At 28.2% G+C, this 19,637-nt stretch carries 16 protein-coding genes; 5 read left to right on the forward strand and 11 right to left on the reverse strand.

The genetic code is table 11. The features are described 5' to 3' along the window. Positions 1-19: 19 nt before the first annotated feature. From Q0997_RS09750 to Q0997_RS09760, 3 genes are all read right to left on the reverse strand, one after another. Positions 20-1,558, reverse strand: a complete 1,539-nt coding sequence (locus tag Q0997_RS09750) for a YifB family Mg chelatase-like AAA ATPase (RefSeq protein ID WP_299888104.1) — start codon at positions 1,556-1,558, stop codon at positions 20-22. A gap of 165 nt (positions 1,559-1,723) precedes the next feature. After that, a complete protein-coding gene (locus Q0997_RS09755) occupies positions 1,724-2,551 on the reverse strand; it encodes a hypothetical protein (RefSeq protein ID WP_299888107.1) in 828 nt (275 codons plus the stop codon). Next, on the reverse strand, positions 2,542-3,096 hold the full coding sequence (locus Q0997_RS09760) for a sigma-70 family RNA polymerase sigma factor (RefSeq protein WP_299888110.1): 555 nt from the start codon (positions 3,094-3,096) through the stop codon (positions 2,542-2,544). Before Q0997_RS09760 ends, Q0997_RS09755 begins: the two co-directional genes overlap by 10 nt. 78 nt (positions 3,097-3,174) lie before the next feature. Between Q0997_RS09760 and Q0997_RS09765 the strand changes: the two genes are divergently transcribed. From Q0997_RS09765 to Q0997_RS09775, 3 genes are all read left to right on the forward strand, one after another. Continuing rightward, positions 3,175-4,452, forward strand: coding sequence for a S8 family serine peptidase (locus tag Q0997_RS09765; RefSeq protein ID WP_299888113.1), 1,278 nt, complete (start codon positions 3,175-3,177; stop codon positions 4,450-4,452). Between the two features lie 94 nt (positions 4,453-4,546). Continuing rightward, positions 4,547-7,294 carry a CHAT domain-containing protein gene (locus Q0997_RS09770; RefSeq protein WP_299888116.1) on the forward strand — a complete coding sequence of 916 codons (2,748 nt, stop codon included), beginning with the start codon at positions 4,547-4,549 and terminating at the stop codon, positions 7,292-7,294. A gap of 546 nt (positions 7,295-7,840) precedes the next feature. Further along, positions 7,841-9,262, forward strand: a complete 1,422-nt coding sequence (locus Q0997_RS09775) for a hypothetical protein (RefSeq protein ID WP_299888119.1) — start codon at positions 7,841-7,843, stop codon at positions 9,260-9,262. A gap of 181 nt (positions 9,263-9,443) precedes the next feature. Here the strand turns inward: Q0997_RS09775 and Q0997_RS09780 are convergent, their stop codons facing one another. Genes Q0997_RS09780 through Q0997_RS09795 form a run of 4 tightly spaced genes read right to left on the reverse strand, consistent with a single transcriptional unit; the run spans position 9,444 to position 12,141 of the window. Continuing rightward, positions 9,444-10,085 (reverse strand): response regulator transcription factor, encoded by a 642-nt coding sequence (locus Q0997_RS09780; protein ID WP_299888122.1) that lies wholly within the window; start codon positions 10,083-10,085, stop codon positions 9,444-9,446. Beyond that, a complete protein-coding gene (locus Q0997_RS09785) occupies positions 10,086-10,859 on the reverse strand; it encodes an ATP-binding protein (RefSeq protein ID WP_299888125.1) in 774 nt (257 codons plus the stop codon). It abuts the gene before it with no gap. Next, the gene (locus tag Q0997_RS09790) at positions 10,838-11,485 is read right to left on the reverse strand and encodes a hypothetical protein (RefSeq protein ID WP_299888128.1); all 648 of its coding nucleotides are present in this window, start codon (positions 11,483-11,485) and stop codon (positions 10,838-10,840) included. The genes Q0997_RS09785 and Q0997_RS09790 overlap by 22 nt, the downstream gene beginning before the upstream one ends. Before the next feature lie 2 nt (positions 11,486-11,487). Then, a complete protein-coding gene (locus tag Q0997_RS09795) occupies positions 11,488-12,141 on the reverse strand; it encodes a hypothetical protein (RefSeq protein ID WP_299888131.1) in 654 nt (217 codons plus the stop codon). A 252-nt stretch (positions 12,142-12,393) separates the two neighbouring features. Between Q0997_RS09795 and Q0997_RS09800 the strand changes: the two genes are divergently transcribed. Beyond that, a complete protein-coding gene (locus tag Q0997_RS09800; RefSeq protein WP_299888134.1) occupies positions 12,394-15,318 on the forward strand; it encodes a hypothetical protein in 2,925 nt (974 codons plus the stop codon). A 3-nt stretch (positions 15,319-15,321) separates the two neighbouring features. Further along, positions 15,322-16,059 (forward strand): hypothetical protein, encoded by a 738-nt coding sequence (locus Q0997_RS09805; RefSeq protein WP_299888137.1) that lies wholly within the window; start codon positions 15,322-15,324, stop codon positions 16,057-16,059. Between the two features lie 121 nt (positions 16,060-16,180). On the opposite strand, the gene Q0997_RS09810 is transcribed toward Q0997_RS09805, so the two are convergent. The 4 genes from Q0997_RS09810 to Q0997_RS09825 all read right to left on the reverse strand — a co-directional run bounded on the left by Q0997_RS09810 (position 16,181) and on the right by Q0997_RS09825 (position 19,606). Next, a complete protein-coding gene (locus Q0997_RS09810; RefSeq protein ID WP_299888140.1) occupies positions 16,181-16,804 on the reverse strand; it encodes an N-acetylmuramoyl-L-alanine amidase in 624 nt (207 codons plus the stop codon). Between the two features lie 101 nt (positions 16,805-16,905). Further along, the gene (locus Q0997_RS09815; protein WP_299888143.1) at positions 16,906-17,409 is read right to left on the reverse strand and encodes a type VI secretion system transmembrane protein TssO; all 504 of its coding nucleotides are present in this window, start codon (positions 17,407-17,409) and stop codon (positions 16,906-16,908) included. Positions 17,410-17,434: 25 nt separating this feature from the next. Further along, entirely contained in the window at positions 17,435-18,589 is a 1,155-nt protein-coding gene (locus Q0997_RS09820) for a hypothetical protein (protein ID WP_299888146.1), read from the reverse strand. Positions 18,590-18,595: 6 nt separating this feature from the next. After that, positions 18,596-19,606, reverse strand: coding sequence for a PKD domain-containing protein (locus Q0997_RS09825; RefSeq protein WP_299888149.1), 1,011 nt, complete (start codon positions 19,604-19,606; stop codon positions 18,596-18,598). Between the last annotated feature and the right edge of the window lie 31 nt (positions 19,607-19,637).

The following is a 19,637-nucleotide window of genomic DNA, read 5'->3' on the forward strand; positions in this document are numbered from 1 at the left end:
TAAATTTATTAAAGTATAATTACCCTAACCAGCCTTCGCGATCTAAACTTCTATATTGTATAGCTTCACTTATATGATTGCCAGTTATAGATTCTGAGTGTTCTAAATCTGCAATTGTTCTTGATACTTTTAAAATACGATCATAAGCTCTTGCTGAAAGATTTAAACGCTCCATCGCAGTTTTTAAGAGTCCTTTTGATGTTTCATCTAATTCACAATATTGACTTATTTGCTTGGTATTCATTTGCGCATTGTAATGCACAGTATTTGAAGTTTCAAAACGTTTAGTTTGTATGTCTCGAGCTTTTGTTACTCGTTTTCTTATGTCTACTGAAGATTCTCCTTTACGCGCTTCGCTTAATTTCTCGAAAGGTACTGGAGTCACTTCAATATGAATATCTATTCTATCTAAAAGCGGACCCGAAATTTTACTTAAATAGCGCTGCATTTCAGCTGGACTAGATGTAATAGGTGAATCTGGATCGTTAAAATAACCACTTGGGCTAGGATTCATACTTGCTACCAACATAAAAGATGATGGATAGGTCACAGTAAATTTTGCACGTGAAATAGTGACTTCTCTATCTTCTAATGGTTGACGCATAACCTCTAGGACTTCTCGTTTAAATTCAGGTAATTCATCTAAAAACAAAACACCATTATGACACAATGAAATTTCACCTGGTTGCGGATAACTTCCACCTCCAACTAATGCTACATTAGATATTGTATGGTGTGGAGAACGAAACGGCCTTTGTGACATAATACCTGTATCTGCTTTTACACGACCAACTACGCTATGAATTTTTGTTGTTTCTAAGGCTTCATCTAAAGTCATTGGTGGTAAAATACTTGGCAATCTTTTAGCTAGCATTGTTTTTCCTGCACCTGGAGGACCAATAAGTATAATATTATGTCCACCAGCTGCTGCAATTTCCATACAACGTTTTATAGATTCTTGGCCTTTTACATCACTAAAATCAAACTCTGGATAGTTTAAACTTTTTTCAAATTCTGCTTTAGTATCTATTATAGTTTGTTCTATAGCTTCTCCCTTATCAAAAAAATTAATAACTTCCTTAATATTATCTATTCCGTAAACTTCAAGGCCTTCAACTATAGCAGCCTCTTTTGCATTTTGCGATGGCAAAATAAAACCTTTGTATCCTTCTTCGAGTGCTTTTACAGCAATTGGTAATGCGCCACGAATAGGTTGTAAACTACCATCTAATGATAGTTCTCCCATTATAAGATAATCTTCTAGATTTTCTGCTTGTATTTGTTTTGATGCTGCTAGAATACCAATAGCTAAAGTTAAATCGTATGCACTACCTTCTTTTCTTAAGTCGGCTGGTGCCATATTTATGGTTATCTTTTTTCCAGGTATTTTATATCCATTATTTTGAAGTGCTGCCGCTATACGATAATTACTTTCTTTTATAGCGTTATCTGGAAGTCCAACTAAATGATAACCAATACCAGAATCGACATTTACTTCTACAGTAATGGTTGTAGCATCCACACCAAATACGGCGCTTCCAAAAACTTTTTTAAGCATATTGTTTGTTTAGGATTTAAATGTAAAGAAAATTAAAGCATTTTAAAACCTTGATTTCAAAATATTAATGATTATTAAGCACAATAAACTTATATAATATGGCTGGAAATCACCGATAGCAACAATAAGGCGTTCGACAACTATTTTAGTAGTATCTCAAAATCATTATTTTATTTTGCTAGATAATAAAATAGCTTCTTCATAATGATAATTTTCTTTGTTTTGAAGAATAGTATTTAAAGTTTCTTCTACATTCTTTTTATCATTTAGTTTTAAGTAAATTAAAAGTTTGTACCAATACCCTTTTGTATGTTCTTCAAATGTATTAAGGGTTATTAATTGATCAAAAGTAGCTAATGCTTTTTTGTTTTCATTTTCAAGTTCGTAGGAAGCTCCTATATACATTAAGCTATAAGGATAGAGTTTGTTATTTCTTTTAATGGTTTTAAAATACTTTAATGCACTAGTATAATTTTTATTTTTAAATGCAATTTCTCCATTAGAAAAAGCACTAGTATCTGAGTTTTTTACTATAAATGATGATAGTTCTTTATTCCAATTTGCATAATCTTTATAGTAAGAATCTAATCCAGAATTACGATTCATAAAAAACACACTAATAAATAACAATATAACAGCAGCTGGAATGTAATAAAACGGAAACTTCCGTTTTTTCTCTTCTATCTTTTCTTTTTTTTCTTTATAATTATCAAGCCCTATTTGTTTAATTTTTTTAGATGCATCTTGAAATGTTTTACTTCTAAGTTGTTCTTTTAAAGCTCTTAAGTCTTCATTCTCTTTAGTATTCCTAAAACTTACCCATTCTTCTAAGCCAATTAGAGTAATTAATTCCTGTTGTAAGATAACCTCATCTTTCAATGCCGTATTTTGTTCCATTTCTTTTTCAAAAGAAAGACGATCATCATCCATCATTCCCCCCTTTATATAATCATCAATTTGCTTTAGTAGAGCATCTGTTAATTTTACCTCCATCTCTTAATTTTTTGATATTGAGCATCAGCTTTAATAAGTTTTATAAGTTTAGATCTGCATTTAAAAACACGTTGCCGCACTGTATTAATTGACGCATAATCTTTTTCTTTTACTATATCGTCATAGCTTAATCCATTAAAATAAAGGTTTAATACCTCTTTACAGTTTAAAGATAATTTATTAAACTTTTCTATATATAAATCAAAACAGTTTTGTTCTAAAACAAATAAACTTAAATTAGTTTCTTTATCTATAAGGGTAGTAACTTCCTTTTTTATTACCTTACTATTTAAAGTTTTCTTCCATAAATTTTTACTTACTGTAAAAAAATAAGGCTCAAAAGAAAGAATTTCACTTGTTTTACCTTTTTGAGTCATAAAATACATTAAAGCATCATGAAAAACATCTAAGGCATCATCTTCGTTTCCTCTTGCAGAAATAACATATCGTTTTATCTTAGGATATAGTTTTGCATAGATTTCTTTTATTACTGTTTCGTCTCCTGCTAACAGTCCCTCTATATATCTATTAGTGATATTATTCATATATATTAAAAAAATGGGTAATGAATTTTTACTTTGTACCCAAATAAGTAAACAACAATTAAGTAAACAATTTAAAAAATGAGAAATATACAAAAACTAATAGTATCTACTTTGCTAACAATCATTTTCTCTTGTAGTAATGATGATGTATTAAAAGATATAAATAGCATTGAAAACGAAAAGACATCTGCACAACAAATGTCTAAAACCACGAATAATAATGGTTTGAAATATTCGCAATCTAAGCTTATAATTCAATACCAACCAGGGACATCCCAAGCTGTTAAAGGTAATTTGAGGGATTTTTATAATGTTGTCTCATTCGAAATCTGTAAGCATTGTCCAGATGAAATGATTGAAATGTGGGATTTTGGAGAGCCAATAGATATAGAACCCAAAAAAGAAGTTATAGAGGATAATCCAACTAATGAAGGTGGTTTTATGAATACTGCTGGTATTTATGCTATTAGGGATGTTGATTATGAATTTAAAATCCCTGCAACAAATAATTTTACTAATACTCCTATTATTTCTGATTTAGCTACTGATTATGTTTCTTTTATTAAAGGAAGCAATACTGGTATTAACATTGCTGTTATCGACACAGGAATAGATACTTCTCTTACTGAATTTGGATCACCATTTTTATACAATGCTAGTGGAACAGATTTAGAAGCAGAAGGCGTACTATCTGGTTGGAACTTTGTTGACAATACCAATGACACTTATGATGACAATTCTGGAAAACATGGTACAGTTATCTCAAAAATTATAGAACAAGAACTAACCAACTTAGGTATAGACTTTCAAATTATGCCTATAAAGGCTTTTGATGCTAATGGTGAAGGAAGTTATTTTGATGTTTTATGCGCAACTAATCTTGCCTTAAATTATACTAATGTAGTAAATATGAGTTTTGGTTGGTATGATGATAATTTTGGCGATTTTGCAAATACTATTTTTTCAAATTTACTAACTACGCATTCTAATGTTTCTGTAATTACATCTGCAGGTAACATTAGTAATAATAATGATATTAATAAACATTATCCGTCTGGATATCCTCAAGATAATCTTTTTTCAATAGCTGCTACAAAACCAGATCATTCCTATATTGCTGATTATTCAAATTATGGTGCAGTTAGTGTTGATTATTTTGCTTCTGGTCATTTTTCCCTTTCTGGGCATGACTATTATGGTACTTCTTTTGCTGCTCCCAAAGCCACCTCTTTAATTAGTTCGTTTGGAACAGAATCTTATTATATAGATATTATTTCTTCAATAAATTCAATAAGTCCTAATACTAATTTTGGGCTCCAATATCCTGTAAAATATAACCGAGTGATAATTCAATAAGCTCTTTTATAAGGACATATGATTAAAGACTGAATCTAAGCTAAAAACAAATGATTCAGTCTTTATTATTATATTTATATCTTTCCCTTTTTTTATGTATCACTCTCTCTTAAAATACTTCTTTGTTCTTTTTAGCTGCTATATAGCTAACAGTCAAATCAATATTTCCATTAAAATTGATAGTATAAAAGAAATCGATTCGCCTCAAAAAAGGATTCAAAAATTTATAACGCTTTTAGAAAAACAAGACACAACAAAAACCATAAAAGGATTAGAGAAGTTATATGGTGAAATATCTAGTGATTATATTAAAATTCAACAATATGACAGTGTTGTTTTCTATGCAAAAAAAGCTATTAAAACAAGAAAACAAGTTAAAAACAAAGACTTAGATCGGTTAAATATAGACAGGTATCGTTTAGCATATGGTTATAAGAATCTAAATAAAAAAACTAAATGGTATCAAGTATTACAACAAATTATAAAAAGTAATGGTAACGATGAATTTACGTATCGTGCTTATAGAGATATTTCTAGAATAGAAAGAGATAAAGGTGATCCTCATAAATCTCTTCAATATTTAAACGCTGCTTTGGCTAATAAAGAGTTATGCAATACCTTATATTATGAGCTCAATATTAGATTATTAATTATTACTACCTATGCTCAAAAATATGAAAGTAATTTTCAAGCTGATGAAAATAATTCTGATTTAGATATTATAAATAAACATTATCAAAGGATTGAACAACAATTTCAATTCTCAAATCTAAGAGAAGAGCAATTATTTGGTATGTATAACAACCTAGCCATAATTTTTGATGCTTTTGGAGAGCTTGAAAACGCTTTAAATTTATATAAAAAAGCCAAGGATTTTTATTTTTCTAGAGATAATAAAGTTGATGCATATAGTACTTTAATGAATATTGGTATTATTTATTCTAAACAACAAAAATTTAAAAAAGCAGCTACCTCTTTTCAAAAAATACTTAATGAAACTACTAGTATAGATCAAAAAGCAACTGCTTATGATAATTTGGGTTACTATCTAAACTCTAATTTAGCTAAAGACAAAATACCATATTTTCAAAAGGCAATAAATACAAGTTTAGGTAAAAAAATAGCGATAAATCATGCCTTTAAATTACCTAAACTAAAAACAATAGAAAACTCTGGAAACATTCAAGACATTTTAATATATGCTATAGATTTAGCACAATACCAAGTAAAAGCATTTGAACAAGAAAATGCTACTGTTCATTTAGAAAATGCAAAACAAACACTGTTACTTATTGATAAATTAGTATCACTAATTCGTTATGAGAGCAATAGTGAACAGTCTAAGTTATTCTGGATAGAAAAAGGTGTTGACTCATACATGCTTGCTGTAGAAGTTGCTTTTTTATTAAATGATCATGAACAGGCTTTTTATTATATGGAGAAAAATAAGGCCTTATTATTACAGGAAAACATAAGAATTAAACAAGCTAAAGAAAACTTGAACATTCCTAAATCTATTTCTACAAGAGGGTATCATTTATACTACAAACGTTTAAATACATATAAAAAACTTGAAGACAATCCAGATGATATAACTTCGCAACAAGCATTTACAAAACAGGATGTATTATATACCCGTTTTATAGATTCGATACAACTTAAGTATCCCGAATATGCTAAAATAAAAAAGGAAGTAGATATTGTTAATTATAAAGATATAGCAAATGGCAATACTAATTTTATAGAGTACATTCTTGATGACAATAATGGCTATGGTCTATTTTACAATAAAAATGAAACCTTACTTTTTAAAATATCTAATGTACCTGAATTCCAAAAAAAATTACATCTTTTAAAAACGTTTTTTAGAAACCCTTTATTAAATAAGGAAGAAAAAATAGCATTACAAAAGACAAGTTTTTCGGTTTTCAACACCTTATTTCCATTCCCAAATGCAAAAGAAAAACTATTAAATAAAAAACTTACTGTCATTCCAGATCAAAACCTGCAAACTTTTCCTTTTGAGGCACTATCAACTAGTCAAAAAAATACTTTGTCCGAAAGTTACTTAGTACATTCTACAGAGGTTTCTTATTTACAATCTTTCTCTGTTTTTGAACAGATTAAGAAGAAGAAAAACAATCCAAATCACAAACTATTGCTTATTGCTCCTCATCAATTTGAAAAGCATAATTTATTAGATTTAACGGGTTCTAAAGCAATAACAAAATCATTATCGCAGTTTAAATCTTCTACTATTCTGTTTGAAAAAGAAGCTACAAAAACTAACTTTCAAAAATATATTAATGATTATGAAATTATTCATATAAATACACATGCAGGTATAGATAGTCTTTCACAACCTTGGATTGTTTTTAGAGATTATAAAATGCCTTTACACGAATTGTATGGTTTGCAAAATCAGGCAGAGTTAGTTGTATTAGATGCCTGCCAAACTAACACAGGGAAACTTGCCATAGGTGAAGGCGTCATTAGTTTGTCTAGAGGCTTCTTTTTTAACGGTTCTCAAAGTGTATTAGCTTCTTTGTGGAATGTTAATGAAAAAGCGGGAAACACTATTTTAAATCAGTTTTATAAAGAAATGCAAAATGGTTACTCTAAATCTAAAGCATTACAATTATCTAAAATAAAGTATCTAAAAAATCATCAATTTTCTGAAGTATTACCTTTCTATTGGTCTGCATTTACTTTAACTGGAAGTACTAATAAAGTAATACTTCAATCTAAATTTAATTACACATATCTTTTTATTAGTGTATTTATTTTAATAGTATTAAGCATTACTATTTACTACATTAAAACTTCTTTAAAAGCAAACTAGTTTTAAAAATTTGCCTGTAGCACTTTAAAATATTCCACAATCTTACTTCTTTTCTTTTTTATTGGGTAATGAATTTTAAAAAGTTTCCCATATAGATAAATACATCTATTAGAGAAACCTGAAAAGCTTATTAACAATAGAGTAAGGATATATAAATTAAAGATTCATGAGAAAACAATTAACTATTTTATTCATATTCTCAATTCGAAAATGGCATACTTAAGCAAGACAATTTCACAAATTAGTTCTCTTATTTTTAGGCAATAAATTTTTGATTTTAATAATTATAAACCATTAAATATTTAATAATAAATGAGATAGTTTGGCAAATAAAAAGAGAAAGCCTCTACTAGGTAGAAGCTCTCACAGTTTCTGAAAACGAAATAAACATGGAGAATGCTTATATCATCTTATGGCTAAAATATAAAAATTTTAAGATTAAGGTATAAGTAGTGTTTATTTTAAGAGTGTGATGCTTAATACACTTGAAATAAGACGCGGTTACCGAAAAGCGAATGAGTAGGTATTTATTTTAAAATTAAAATTATGAAAGCATTAAATTATTACCCAATTTTAATAGTAGCCTTTGTACTAAGTATATCTTTTTACGGTTGTTCAAAAGAAGAAAATGAAGAGCAATCTATTGCGACAGAAAAAGTTTTTGATAAAATTATTAATATTACTAATAATTATATAAAAACTAATAATAGTCTACATAGTAGAGCTGATTTAGAAGAGCTTGTTAAAACAGATATAGCTGCTGGTTTAATATCTTACACTCAAGGTAATTCAACTAATGATGCTATTATTGATGGATTAGCAGCTTCTGCTAAAGCATATTTTGCAAGCGAGTTTAATCCAGGAAATACTAATGGAGATATAGGTTTATTAGATAACGAATATGATTATATTGGAAGATATCATGTTCAAATTCTAGATAACATAATTAAAGATGAATCAGGAATATACATTCAAGATGGTGTTTTAAATTATGAGCAGGTTTTAGAATATTCTAACCAATTTATGAGTTTTGAAGGTTTAAATAATTATAGTGGAGATTTTACAGATTTAAAAATTTCAGTAAACAATTCTATAACAAAATTAAGTGAAGCAGGTAATTTAGTGTCGAATTTGGTTTCCAATGAAGGCCAAGTAAATATGATCCTTAAAAATTATTTTCTAGCATTAGAAAGTTCAGGTTCTGCAAATGCTTTTGTTGAATTCTCTAAGACTATTGAAACATTAATTATTAACTCTCAAGAATTCTCTAATGAAGATAAAGAATATCTGTTAATGAATATGGCTACTTCTAGATACGATTATAGTTATTGGAAAAGTGACTTTGAGACAAAAAAAACTAACGAAAAAAACCAATCTCTAATCAACAAATATTCATTTTCTAATCCAAAAGAATATATTGGAATTGAGCACAACGAAGCTCTTATTTATGTTTTTGAAAATTTACATGAAAAACCTAAAAAAGATCAAATTAAATCAGTTGTGGAAAATTTACTTTCATCTTATTATTCAAATACTGTATCACTACCTAATTTTCCGGAGAGTTTTGACAACTTAAATTTATATGATTGGGTTGATAGTGCAGATATTTCAAATAGTTTAAAAACTGAAGTTTATAATACATTTCAAATACTCCAAACAGCTTCAAGTTTAGAAGAGATAGTTACTCTAATCAACCAAAAAGAAAGTATTGCAAGTTCATTATTTGAAGGATCTGAATTAGATTTATATTATGAACATTTAGCAGTTACTAAATATTCTGCTAATTTTTGGTATCCAACATTTGAAGGAGGATTAAATGGTGTCTCATATATTCAATTTGAAGATGATATACCTTTTCAAACAATTGACTGGTGGAAAGTTATAGCTGCAGATTGTGTAGGAGGTTTTTTTGGTGGATTAGGCGGAGCTGCAGCTGCATCTATTTTAAATATCATAGGCCAGATGTAATTATTGAATTAGCTAAAGAAAATTAAGTAAAGGGCTTCTATAAAAAAAACAGTGATATATTCTCTAATATCACTGTTTTTATTTTGAACAATCCCAGACCAAAAAGAACAAAACTTTTAAAAATTTAAATTTATTATAAATTTCACATTTATTCTTCTATATACATTTTCAAAGTATCTAATTATTCAGAATACCCATTTTTAAGTGCATAAACAGCTAAACCTACCCTTGATTTTAAATCCAACTTATCAAACAAACTATCTCTGTAGTTTTCAATTGTTCTAGGGCTACAAAACATTTTTTCTGAAATTTGCTTGTAAGTCATCTCAGTAGTTGTATACTTTAGAAACTCTATTTCTCGCTCAGATAAGTTATTTTGCAAATGCGCATTTATATTATCATCTCCAATTGATGTAAATATTTTACTTGATGCCCAATCGGGAAAATAAAATCCTTTATTAATAAGTGCTTCTAGGCCTTTTTCTAACTCAACTGGCTGAGTGTTTTTTAGCATATAACCTTTGGCTCCATTTTTAATCATTTTAATTAATGACTGCTCATCATCTTGCATACTAAGTGTCATTATCAAAATATTAGGATGATTTTCTTTAAGCCATTTTGCAGTTTCAAAACCATCCATTATAGGCATACTAACATCTAACAAAACAATATTAGGTAGCGGTTTTGTAGTTATTTTTTCTTGAAAATCTAATCCGTTTTCACTAATATGTATTACTTCATATTGATTAAAGTTTGAAATAATACTCTTTAATGCATTTGCAATTAAAACATGATCGTCAACTATAGCTATTGTATATTTCATTTACGCTGGTATTTTTATAGTTAATCTTGTTCCTTTTTTATCACTATTAAGAATAAAATCTCCTTTTAGTATTATCACCCTCTTTTTTATATTTTTTAATCCTATTCCTTGAGATTTTATATTATTAATATCAAAACCGTTACCATCATCTTTTAATATCATTTGCACTTCATTTTTTGAATTTCTTAAAATGATATCTATTTTTTCACATTGAGAATGTTTTATACTATTTTGAACAAACTCTTGAACAATTCTTAATAAAACACTTTTAATTTGATATGATACAATGTAAATTTCTAACTCATTTTCAAAAACAACTTCGCATTGTTTTAAATCACGCATTTTAATGCATTCTTTTTCAATTAATTCAGCTATTGAATTGTTTTCTATTGTGTCATCTGTTAAAGATCTAGACAAATGTCTTAATTCTATGAGTGACTCATTAATTATATCGTTAATATTATTAATACTTTTGGCAATATTTGGCGCCTTGTTTTCAAAAACAAGTTGCTGTAAATACATACTAGATAATGTGAGTTTTTGGCCTACATTATCATGTATTTCCCTACCAATATGCCTCATGGTTTGAGTTTGTATTTCTATTCTTGTTTCTAAAAGCTCTTTTTTATGAAACACATCTTTAGTCTCCAATTCATTTGTATGTGCTTTCTTTTTTATTTTATATTCTCTTATAAAAACAATTATTGCTACAATAAAAGCTATGAAAAAAATACTAAAAAGAATTAAAGATATTATGATTGTGTTTTCCCCCATATAAATGACGCTGAAAATAATAAATACATTATACAATTAGTCACTAGAAAATAGATATTATAAAGATTGAAAATTTTCAAATGGTTTTCGTATAATTCTTGACCAAATACATGATATGGATAATTTCCAACATAAAATAACACCATTCCTATATTAATATAGAACATTTTATTCTCTCTAAACTTAAGAATGTCATCATTTTTAATTTGTTTAATAAACTCTAAAACAAGTAATATTATAAGTATAATTGTCCCTACATTATTACTTAAAGAGTACGCTTCATTATAAGTATTAAAATAAACTGTAAATCCAATTATTATTGCATATGTTAAACTAGACAACAGGAACATTTTTTTATTTTTAAGAGATTTATAAGCATATAACCAATATAAAAATATAAACTGAAGCGGTATTCCTAAAAATACGGCATACTTTATTTTCTCTTGATAAGCAATTGATTCACTCCCAAACAAAAAATATTCCTGGAAAAAAATCAATACTAAATAAACTGAGAACCATTTCCAATAGCTGTTTTTTAGCTTAAAGAAATATAAAAGACCTATTAAAATGGCTGTAAATTGAACCCCAAGTAACACGTCTTTTAATATAGATTGAGTCTCTTGCATATCTAATTAATAAAAAACATTCCTGTATCAGAATATGGTGGATGTAATTGTCCATGGTTTTGCGCACTAGCTGTTGGAGTTAATGCCGATGTTCTTTGACCTTGATTAGAATTACTATCGTTATTAGAAGGATCGTAATCAGAAGTCAACCCAGTAAGATATGTTGTAGAATCTAATGGATTAAAATCGTAATTAATTTGTCCTCTCTTTATTGTAGGTATCATAACTAAAGTATGCTTCCATTCGTATTGATTGGTAAAAGTGTTATTTGAAAATCCAGATAAATCTCTATTATAGATTGAGTTCCAAGTTGGTTTTTTAGGATAACGCGAATAGTAAATTCTAACACCCAAATTTTGACTTGCAACACTTTGATCATTTATTTTAGCATTCCTTTCTATATGATACACAAACTTTTTAAGTGTTTCTAAATCAAACCAAATAGCTTCTACTCCATCATTAGGAGTATTTTGATAAATTTTTGTCATTTCATGAACTAAATCTACATCTAATTCGCTTTCATCTACTCTGGAATAATTTGAACAAATAGAAGTGTCGTTTGATGTACTTCCTGTTCCTCTAAAAAAAGAACAACTATATAACATTAAAGTAGTTATTCCAATAAACATAAGCAAAGTTAAATATCTTGTTTTCATAATTCTGTGTTTTAAGTTATTAAAAGTATTGTTTTTAATCTTCAACAAAGAAACAATTAAAGCCTAATCTCACCTCAAGTAGTACAACCTAAATATTTAGGGTTAAACAACCTAAATATTTACCGTTGTTACTTATCTATTTTTCAGGCTAAATACTCATCAATTAAAGGTATGCTTCTTATGAGATTTGTAAAACATAAACACGGAAGCTGAAAAGTGTATAGAGTAAGCAATAAAATAACATATAACATTATGCCTGTATTATATAAGCAAGAAGTGGTAAGAAAACCAGGAGGTTTTTCAAAACCTGAAATTGAGACATTAAGTTTTTTATCACATAATGAAAATCAAGAATCTAAAACCATTTTAAAATGGTGTGAACTAGGTAAAGTAAGCTATCAAAAGATGATAGACGCTATGAATAAATACTTAATAAGCAAAGAAGCTATTACTTCTATAGAACAATTTCCAGCTGACATTAAGCCCAGTTTGCAATACGCAATGGAAAATAAAGACAACTTTTCTCTAAAAACCTTTTTAAGTAAAACCAATTTTAGAAACTTAAAAAATGAAATTAAAATAACAGAAGATGGTTGTGCAGATTCTTCTTCTTCAATCTATAATTTAATGGAACGCTGTGCAAATACGGCATTAGCCATTCATAAAACCGGAAATTTTATAAATAAAAGTTTTGATGTAAAAGAAGCCTTCAAAATTTCAAATTTATTAATAGATAGTTTTATTGTTGGAAAAAAGGAATTTAATATTAATGCAACAAAATATTTAGAAAGACCATTTATTTTAAACGTTCCATGTATCATGGAATTAAAACCTTGTCTTGATAAAAAACCTATTCTAAAAACAGGCAAAGACAAACCTAACAATAATGAAAAAGATTGCCCTTGTAATGATTTAAAAGAAAAAGAACACAGTTGTAATTGCGAAAAGACAGCAACAGATCCGTGCGATTGTAAATGTGATAATAGCTGTCATGACCAAAACCCTTGTTCTGCAAAAATTGAAACTTTTGTTGCAGAACTATTTGTAGTTGAAGATGAAGTAGCCTGTTACAAACCAGGAGACATCTCTTATATAGAGAATGTAATGAAAGGAGAGAAAAAAGTTAGAAAACATCGCCATTTACAACGTGAAGAAAGCTACACAGAAACAGAAGAAGAAAATAATAGCTACACAGAAAGAAATACACAAATTGATGAACGTTTTTCATTACATAAAGAAATTGATAAAGTAATAGAAACAGATCTAAGTGTTGAAGCTGGCGCAAATTACTCTAGTAAATGGGGTACAGCAAAAGGAGCAAACAGGACATTTTCAGCCTCTTTAGATGTTAGTTACAATAGGTCTAAAAAAGACGCAAGAAAAATAGTTCAAGACCAATCAAAGAATATTATTACAAATGCCATTGAAAAGCTTGAAAAAAAAGCTAGATCATTGAATTCTAAAAGAATGATTAATGAAATTGATGAGAAAAACAAACATAGTTTTGATGGTAAAGAATTTACCGAACATGATAACGGTATTTACTTCTTTGTAAACCAAGAAAGAAAAGCACAAGTTTATAGCCATGGTGTTAGGGAAATGTTAGATTTCTATATTCCAGATCCTTCATTACGATTAAAAACATTACTAGAAAAAGAATTTGAGCTTGAAAAACCTAAAAAACCGTGTATAAATATTGAAGATATTGATCCAAAAGATTATTTAAAATATGTACAATGCTATGGGTTTACAGATTTAGAAAAACCACCTAAAGTTTTACCAGATATTATTAAATCGTACAGAGATGTTAAAGGGTTTAAAAAAAATAATTGGAGAGAAGGATGGACTACTCAATATAATATAACTATACCTAATGGCTATAAAGGAGTAGAATGGAAACTTGAATACTCAAAAAATTGGCCTGCATCTGGAAAAAGAAATGTTGAATTTGAGTTAGGAGGTAGTACACTAACAGATTACAGTTCTGGAAGAGACAATCAAGATGTTCATGGTCCAAAATCATTAAATAACATTACAGGTACTTCTGCAACTATAAATATAAAAACTAATCTTAGAAGTTTTAGAGCTTGGATTACAATAAAATATACACCAATTGAACAAGTAGATTTCCTTCCTTGGCAAATAGAGGTATACAATCGTATCATGGAAAACTATAACTCAGAGCTTGAAAAATACAATACTGCATTTGAAGAGTTTCAACGTAACAAACAAAATAAGTTTAGCCAAAACCCATTTATGCTATCTGAAACAATAAAAGAGCAATTAAAACATTCGGCCTTAGAATATATTACCTGCCAATTTTTTGATGATAAAAATGGAATGAGAAATAAAGTAAAACCATGCGGTTTACCACAAATGGATATTCCCGAAACTGAAGAATTTGGAAAAAAAGTAAGGTTTTTTGAACAAGCTTTTGAATGGAAATTTATGAGCTATATGTTGTATCCCTATTTCTGGGCAGATAAATGTAGTTGGGAAGATAAGCTTAACGAAGAAGCTCAAAATGGTTTATTTCAAAAATTTCTGCAATCTGGTTATGCAAGAATATCATTATCTATAAGACCAGGTTTTGAACCTTTAGTTCAATATTATTTAGAAGAAGGAAAAACTTGGGGTGGTTTAGGTTTACCTTCTATAGGAAATGCGTCATACCTACCAATACATCAAGAAATTAAAGAAAGTAAAGATAATTTCAATACAAACCGTAATGGTTATTTACTATGGGATTCTACATTTACTCCTACATTAAATAAAGATGAAATTATTATAAAAGAAAAAGGAAAGAACTATTATAATATTATTACAGACACAGATAGTTCTAGTCCAACATTTAACCAACTTATTCTCGATCCCTTTGATACAGCTAAAGATATAAACCGTATTGTTACTATAGATTGTATTGAATATAGAATTGTAGATATCCTTTTAGTAAATGGAGAAATAATACTTAAGCTTGATAGAGATTTAGAACATAAAGACTCTACACTTTGTCCAGATGATTTTAATAATCGTTATAAAGATAAAAACATACTTTGGAGTACAGGTGCTAAATTTGAAGGCGCGCCATGGAGCTTTACAGTTCCAACATCTTTAACATGGCTTAAAGAAGAAGAATGCTTACCATGCTACCCAATTAATTGTAAAGAAAACTGTTAAGCCATGAAATATCTAAAAGAAGCATATGCTTTGCCCAAAAACAATTATGGAGGTGAAAAAACAAAGCCAGATCCAACTAGAGAAATCAGTAAAAGATCTGATTATGTAGATATCGCTCCTGAATTATCAGCAAATGAAAAATTATTTAAAATTTCTATTGACAGTAAAACGTTTTTAAAAAATATAAATACGAAATTAAAATCACAATATGATGTAAGAGCAGATGATATATATGAACACTTTTGGTGGTTAAACTTATCAAATTGGATAAAAAAATCGCTAGATAGAAAAAAAACAGACTATAGTTCTTCTAGCTTTGATACTGAAGATTTTGATCTGGATCATAAGTCAACAAAAGGTAAAATAACTTACTCAAATGCATCAATTTCTTATTTGATAAAAAAATCTAGTTTTAAGAAAATAAAAACACTTGTCCCTGAAGAATATTCAGGGAATTTTAAAAGAAAAGTAGAATCGCAAAAAAACCAAGGAACAAATATTAATCTAAAAATTAAGGATATTGTTGATGCAGGCATTAAAGTCCCAGGAGATTATTTTGGGGTTTCAGAAGATGTTAAATTTAAAGCTACTAAAAAAACGATAAAAATTCAATACTCTGCAATTGGAAGTGTCTTTTTTGAATGGACTCCAGAAATTAATGGTTCTTCACAGAATCCTGTAGAAGAAGAATTAGAAATTGAGATTGTAATAGAAAGAACAATTTCTAAAGTAAGAAACTAATATTTAAACAAAAGAGGGCTAAGACTGCATCAATAATCTTAGCCCTTTATATTATCGAAAGTGTTTTTGAATTAAAAAAATTAGTTATTAGCTATTATTAAGATGATTCTTATGCTTAAAACTAAGGCAAAAAATTTAGAGGTGCAATTTCCTTAAAAATGTCAATTTTAGTTCTAACAATAGCATTTATATGGTACGCTACTATTTTTTGTCTACCTTCTCTAGTGTTTAATATATCTTTAAATTCTTCAAAATTATCCATAAAGAAATTTTCTGTAAGTATAGCTGGCATCTTTGTTTTTGTAAGCACATAAAAACGACGTTCTTTATCTAAATCACCATCTGAAAAATCTGTTCTTAATTTTCTATTTGGAAACTCCTTTTTATATTCTAGTCCAAATATGGTAGCAATCTTATCACTTTTAGTATCTCCAGGAGAAGTAAATATTTCACTTCCATGACCTCCACCAGCATTACTATGTACACTTAAATAAAAACTTTTACTAGCTGGATATTTATTAGCTCTTTTTACGCGAGTCTCTAAACGTACATCTCTATATTCTGGAGCTATATTTACATATGGTATTTTATAAAATGTAAGTTGCTGTATAATTCCATTTACTATTGCTCTATTAAATTCGCCTTCGTATATAATACCTTTATCATTCCAGTCTTTACGTTTTCCTGGTGTTTGATATTCTCCATTAATTAGAGAGCCATGCCCATTGTCTAGAAGTACTAACATATAAAGAGTTATTAATACTTAAAGGTACAAAATACATTGCAATAAAAAACCTTTCAAAATTTGAACTTTTGAAAGGTTTAGATTATTTTATGTAGATATATTTATTGTTTTCTTGCAATAAATAAATCTCTTTTTACTTGATCTAATTCGTTATTAGATTTTTCTAATGCCATTTTATATTCTTCAATGGTATTCTTAGCATCATTTAAATCAATTAACTCTATTTCCGATTGTTGTAAATTAGAAAAAGTATTAACTATATTAGTATACATATCATATCTAAAAGTAGAATCTTTTGTAGGAATCGATTTTTGTAATTCAACTAACTTATTACTTATTTTAGAGTTTTCATGTGGCAAATTCTGTCCTGGAACATCTAAAGAATCTATCATCCCTTTAATAGTTTCCATCTGTTCAGAGAAATTCTTTTGAAATTCCATTTCTTTTTCTACTGCTTTAACTTGAGCTTTTAATAAGTCGTTTTCTTTATTTGGTACTTTAAAATTAAAGTAAACAGCAAAAAGTATGGCTAACATTGTGATTACAAAAAGTGCTAAAAACTTAAAAAACGCGCTACGTCTTTCTTTGCTATTCTTTGGTTTCATAATTTAATTATTGTTTATTTATTATTTAATCAAGTAAAAAGCTTCTTCTATTTTTTACTTCTACGTTATCAACTACTTCTTCTTTAACAAAGATATTTGAATCTTCTTTCTTACCAATATAATCTAGCTCATTTAATTTTTTAAATAAAGATAGCATTAGTTTTGAAAAAGAAGATACTTTTAATAAAGCCTCATTAATATCTGTATGTTCATATTTAATTTCTAACATCTCTATTAACACATTCTCAAATGCACCTTGGTTAAGGTCACACCAATCGGTAAGATAATTTAATAATTCTTCTTTACCTGTACCAACATATACATCTAAACTACTTTTTATAACTCGTGCCAAACCAGATAATTTATTAATCATCACTATTGGTGGTTGGTACTTGTCTTGCATTCTAAATTCTGGAATACTTCTATTTAAGTTTTCCAAAACTCTTTGACATATATGCAAAACCATATGTGACAAATCGTTGGCTTGCTTTTTTTGATATATCTTTTGAATAATATGCATAGCATACGATTCCATCAAATTAAAAAAGGTTACAATTTCATTAAATGTAAACTTTAAATCGGCATGACTTTGAATCGATTTACAAGGCGGAATAAAATTTTCTATTAATAGAGGGACACCATCTTTTACTACAACTTTACCAATGGTAATATGGTGCAATCCTAATTCTTGTTTAGATACTTCTGCTTTAGTTAGAATATCAAGTTTATATTCTGGTAATACATTTGGATGTCTTGGAGGTTCTTCATTGGGATCTGCATTACCAACAGGAACTCTTTTATAAGGGTTTACAGTTAGTATTACATAAAACTCATTATCCTCTGTACCAATAGCATATTGATGCTTTAAAATATAACCAGATTGTTCTAAAAGCGGTTTTGTTTCTTCAGATATATTTATTTGATAACCACCAAGTGTTATTGCATGGCATTTATTAAGTATTACTTCTATTGTATTTTGTCCATCTATAGAAATAAGTAAATCTATCGAACTTCCTTGCTCGGAAAACTCAGGTAATAAGCCATAGCTTATTGGAGTTACTTGTTTTTGTTCCGAATTTTTAATAGCATAAATCATAGATTCTTCAAAATCAATAAAGTGATCTTTATTAATCTTCATTCCATCTATCCAGTTTACTCTATGTTTATTTTGTGATTTCATTATATCTTAATCATTAAAAAGTCCTGGTATCTTACAATCTATGGTAACATTTGTTATACAATTAGAACCTTTGTTGCTTCTAAAAATTTGTAGTTTTTTAATTTTTGTTCGTTTTTTACCTGAAATCTTCTCGCAAAACAACAAAAAAGTAGTGTTTTTACCATTAACAATAATAGGTTTATTAATGTCTCCACAAAAATACTCTGAAAATTGTTTTGCACTCATTTCTTCTTTTGCTACCCTCATTAATTTTTTAGAAAAATCACTCTCACTTATATACGGTATTTTTTTGATTTTTTCTGCTCCATCAGGCTTATCCTTTATTACTATATCTGGTTTGTCTTTTATTACTACTCTAGGCTTTACAAACACTTTAGGCTTATCTAAAATATCTTCCTTAACTTCCTTAATAGGAATTACATCTATAATTTTTTTAGTGATAAAGTTTTCATCACCGTTTACAATTAGCGTTATGGATTTTAACCCTGGTTTTTCGTATATGTAACTAGCATTTTTAGAAGTTGCATCTACGCCTGCATTTTCTCCAAATCGCCATTCCCATGTTGAGGCATTATCTGTTTCGTCTTTTACAATTAACTTCTGCCCTACTTTAATTGTTTTTTGAACATTAAAAACTGGATATTTTGTTGAATCTATTACTTCTTCTTTCTGTTCTATAGTTATAACTTCTGTTCTTTCACATATATTATTCACTAATAATTTAACAGTATACTCACCTGGTTCTTTATATATATGAAACGGTGTTTTTTGGCTAGACTTTGGTGTATCATCCCCAAAATCCCATTGCCACGTTTGAGCTTGTTCTGTAAGGTCTTCAAATTTAATAAGGGTTTCAACTGTACGCTCCTTTGTATTTATTGCAAAATTAACATCTTTACAAGGAGAATAGATAGAATATCTATATGCAAAAACAGATACCGATATTAGAAATACGGCTAAAAAGACATAAATAACAGATTTATCAATATGATTAGATGCGTTGCTATATTTAGTCATGACATTAGTATTAAAAGTTTCAATGCCTTAA

Origin of the sequence: uncultured Lacinutrix sp., from assembly GCF_947500325.1 — a bacterium.
Classification (GTDB): domain Bacteria; phylum Bacteroidota; class Bacteroidia; order Flavobacteriales; family Flavobacteriaceae; genus Lacinutrix.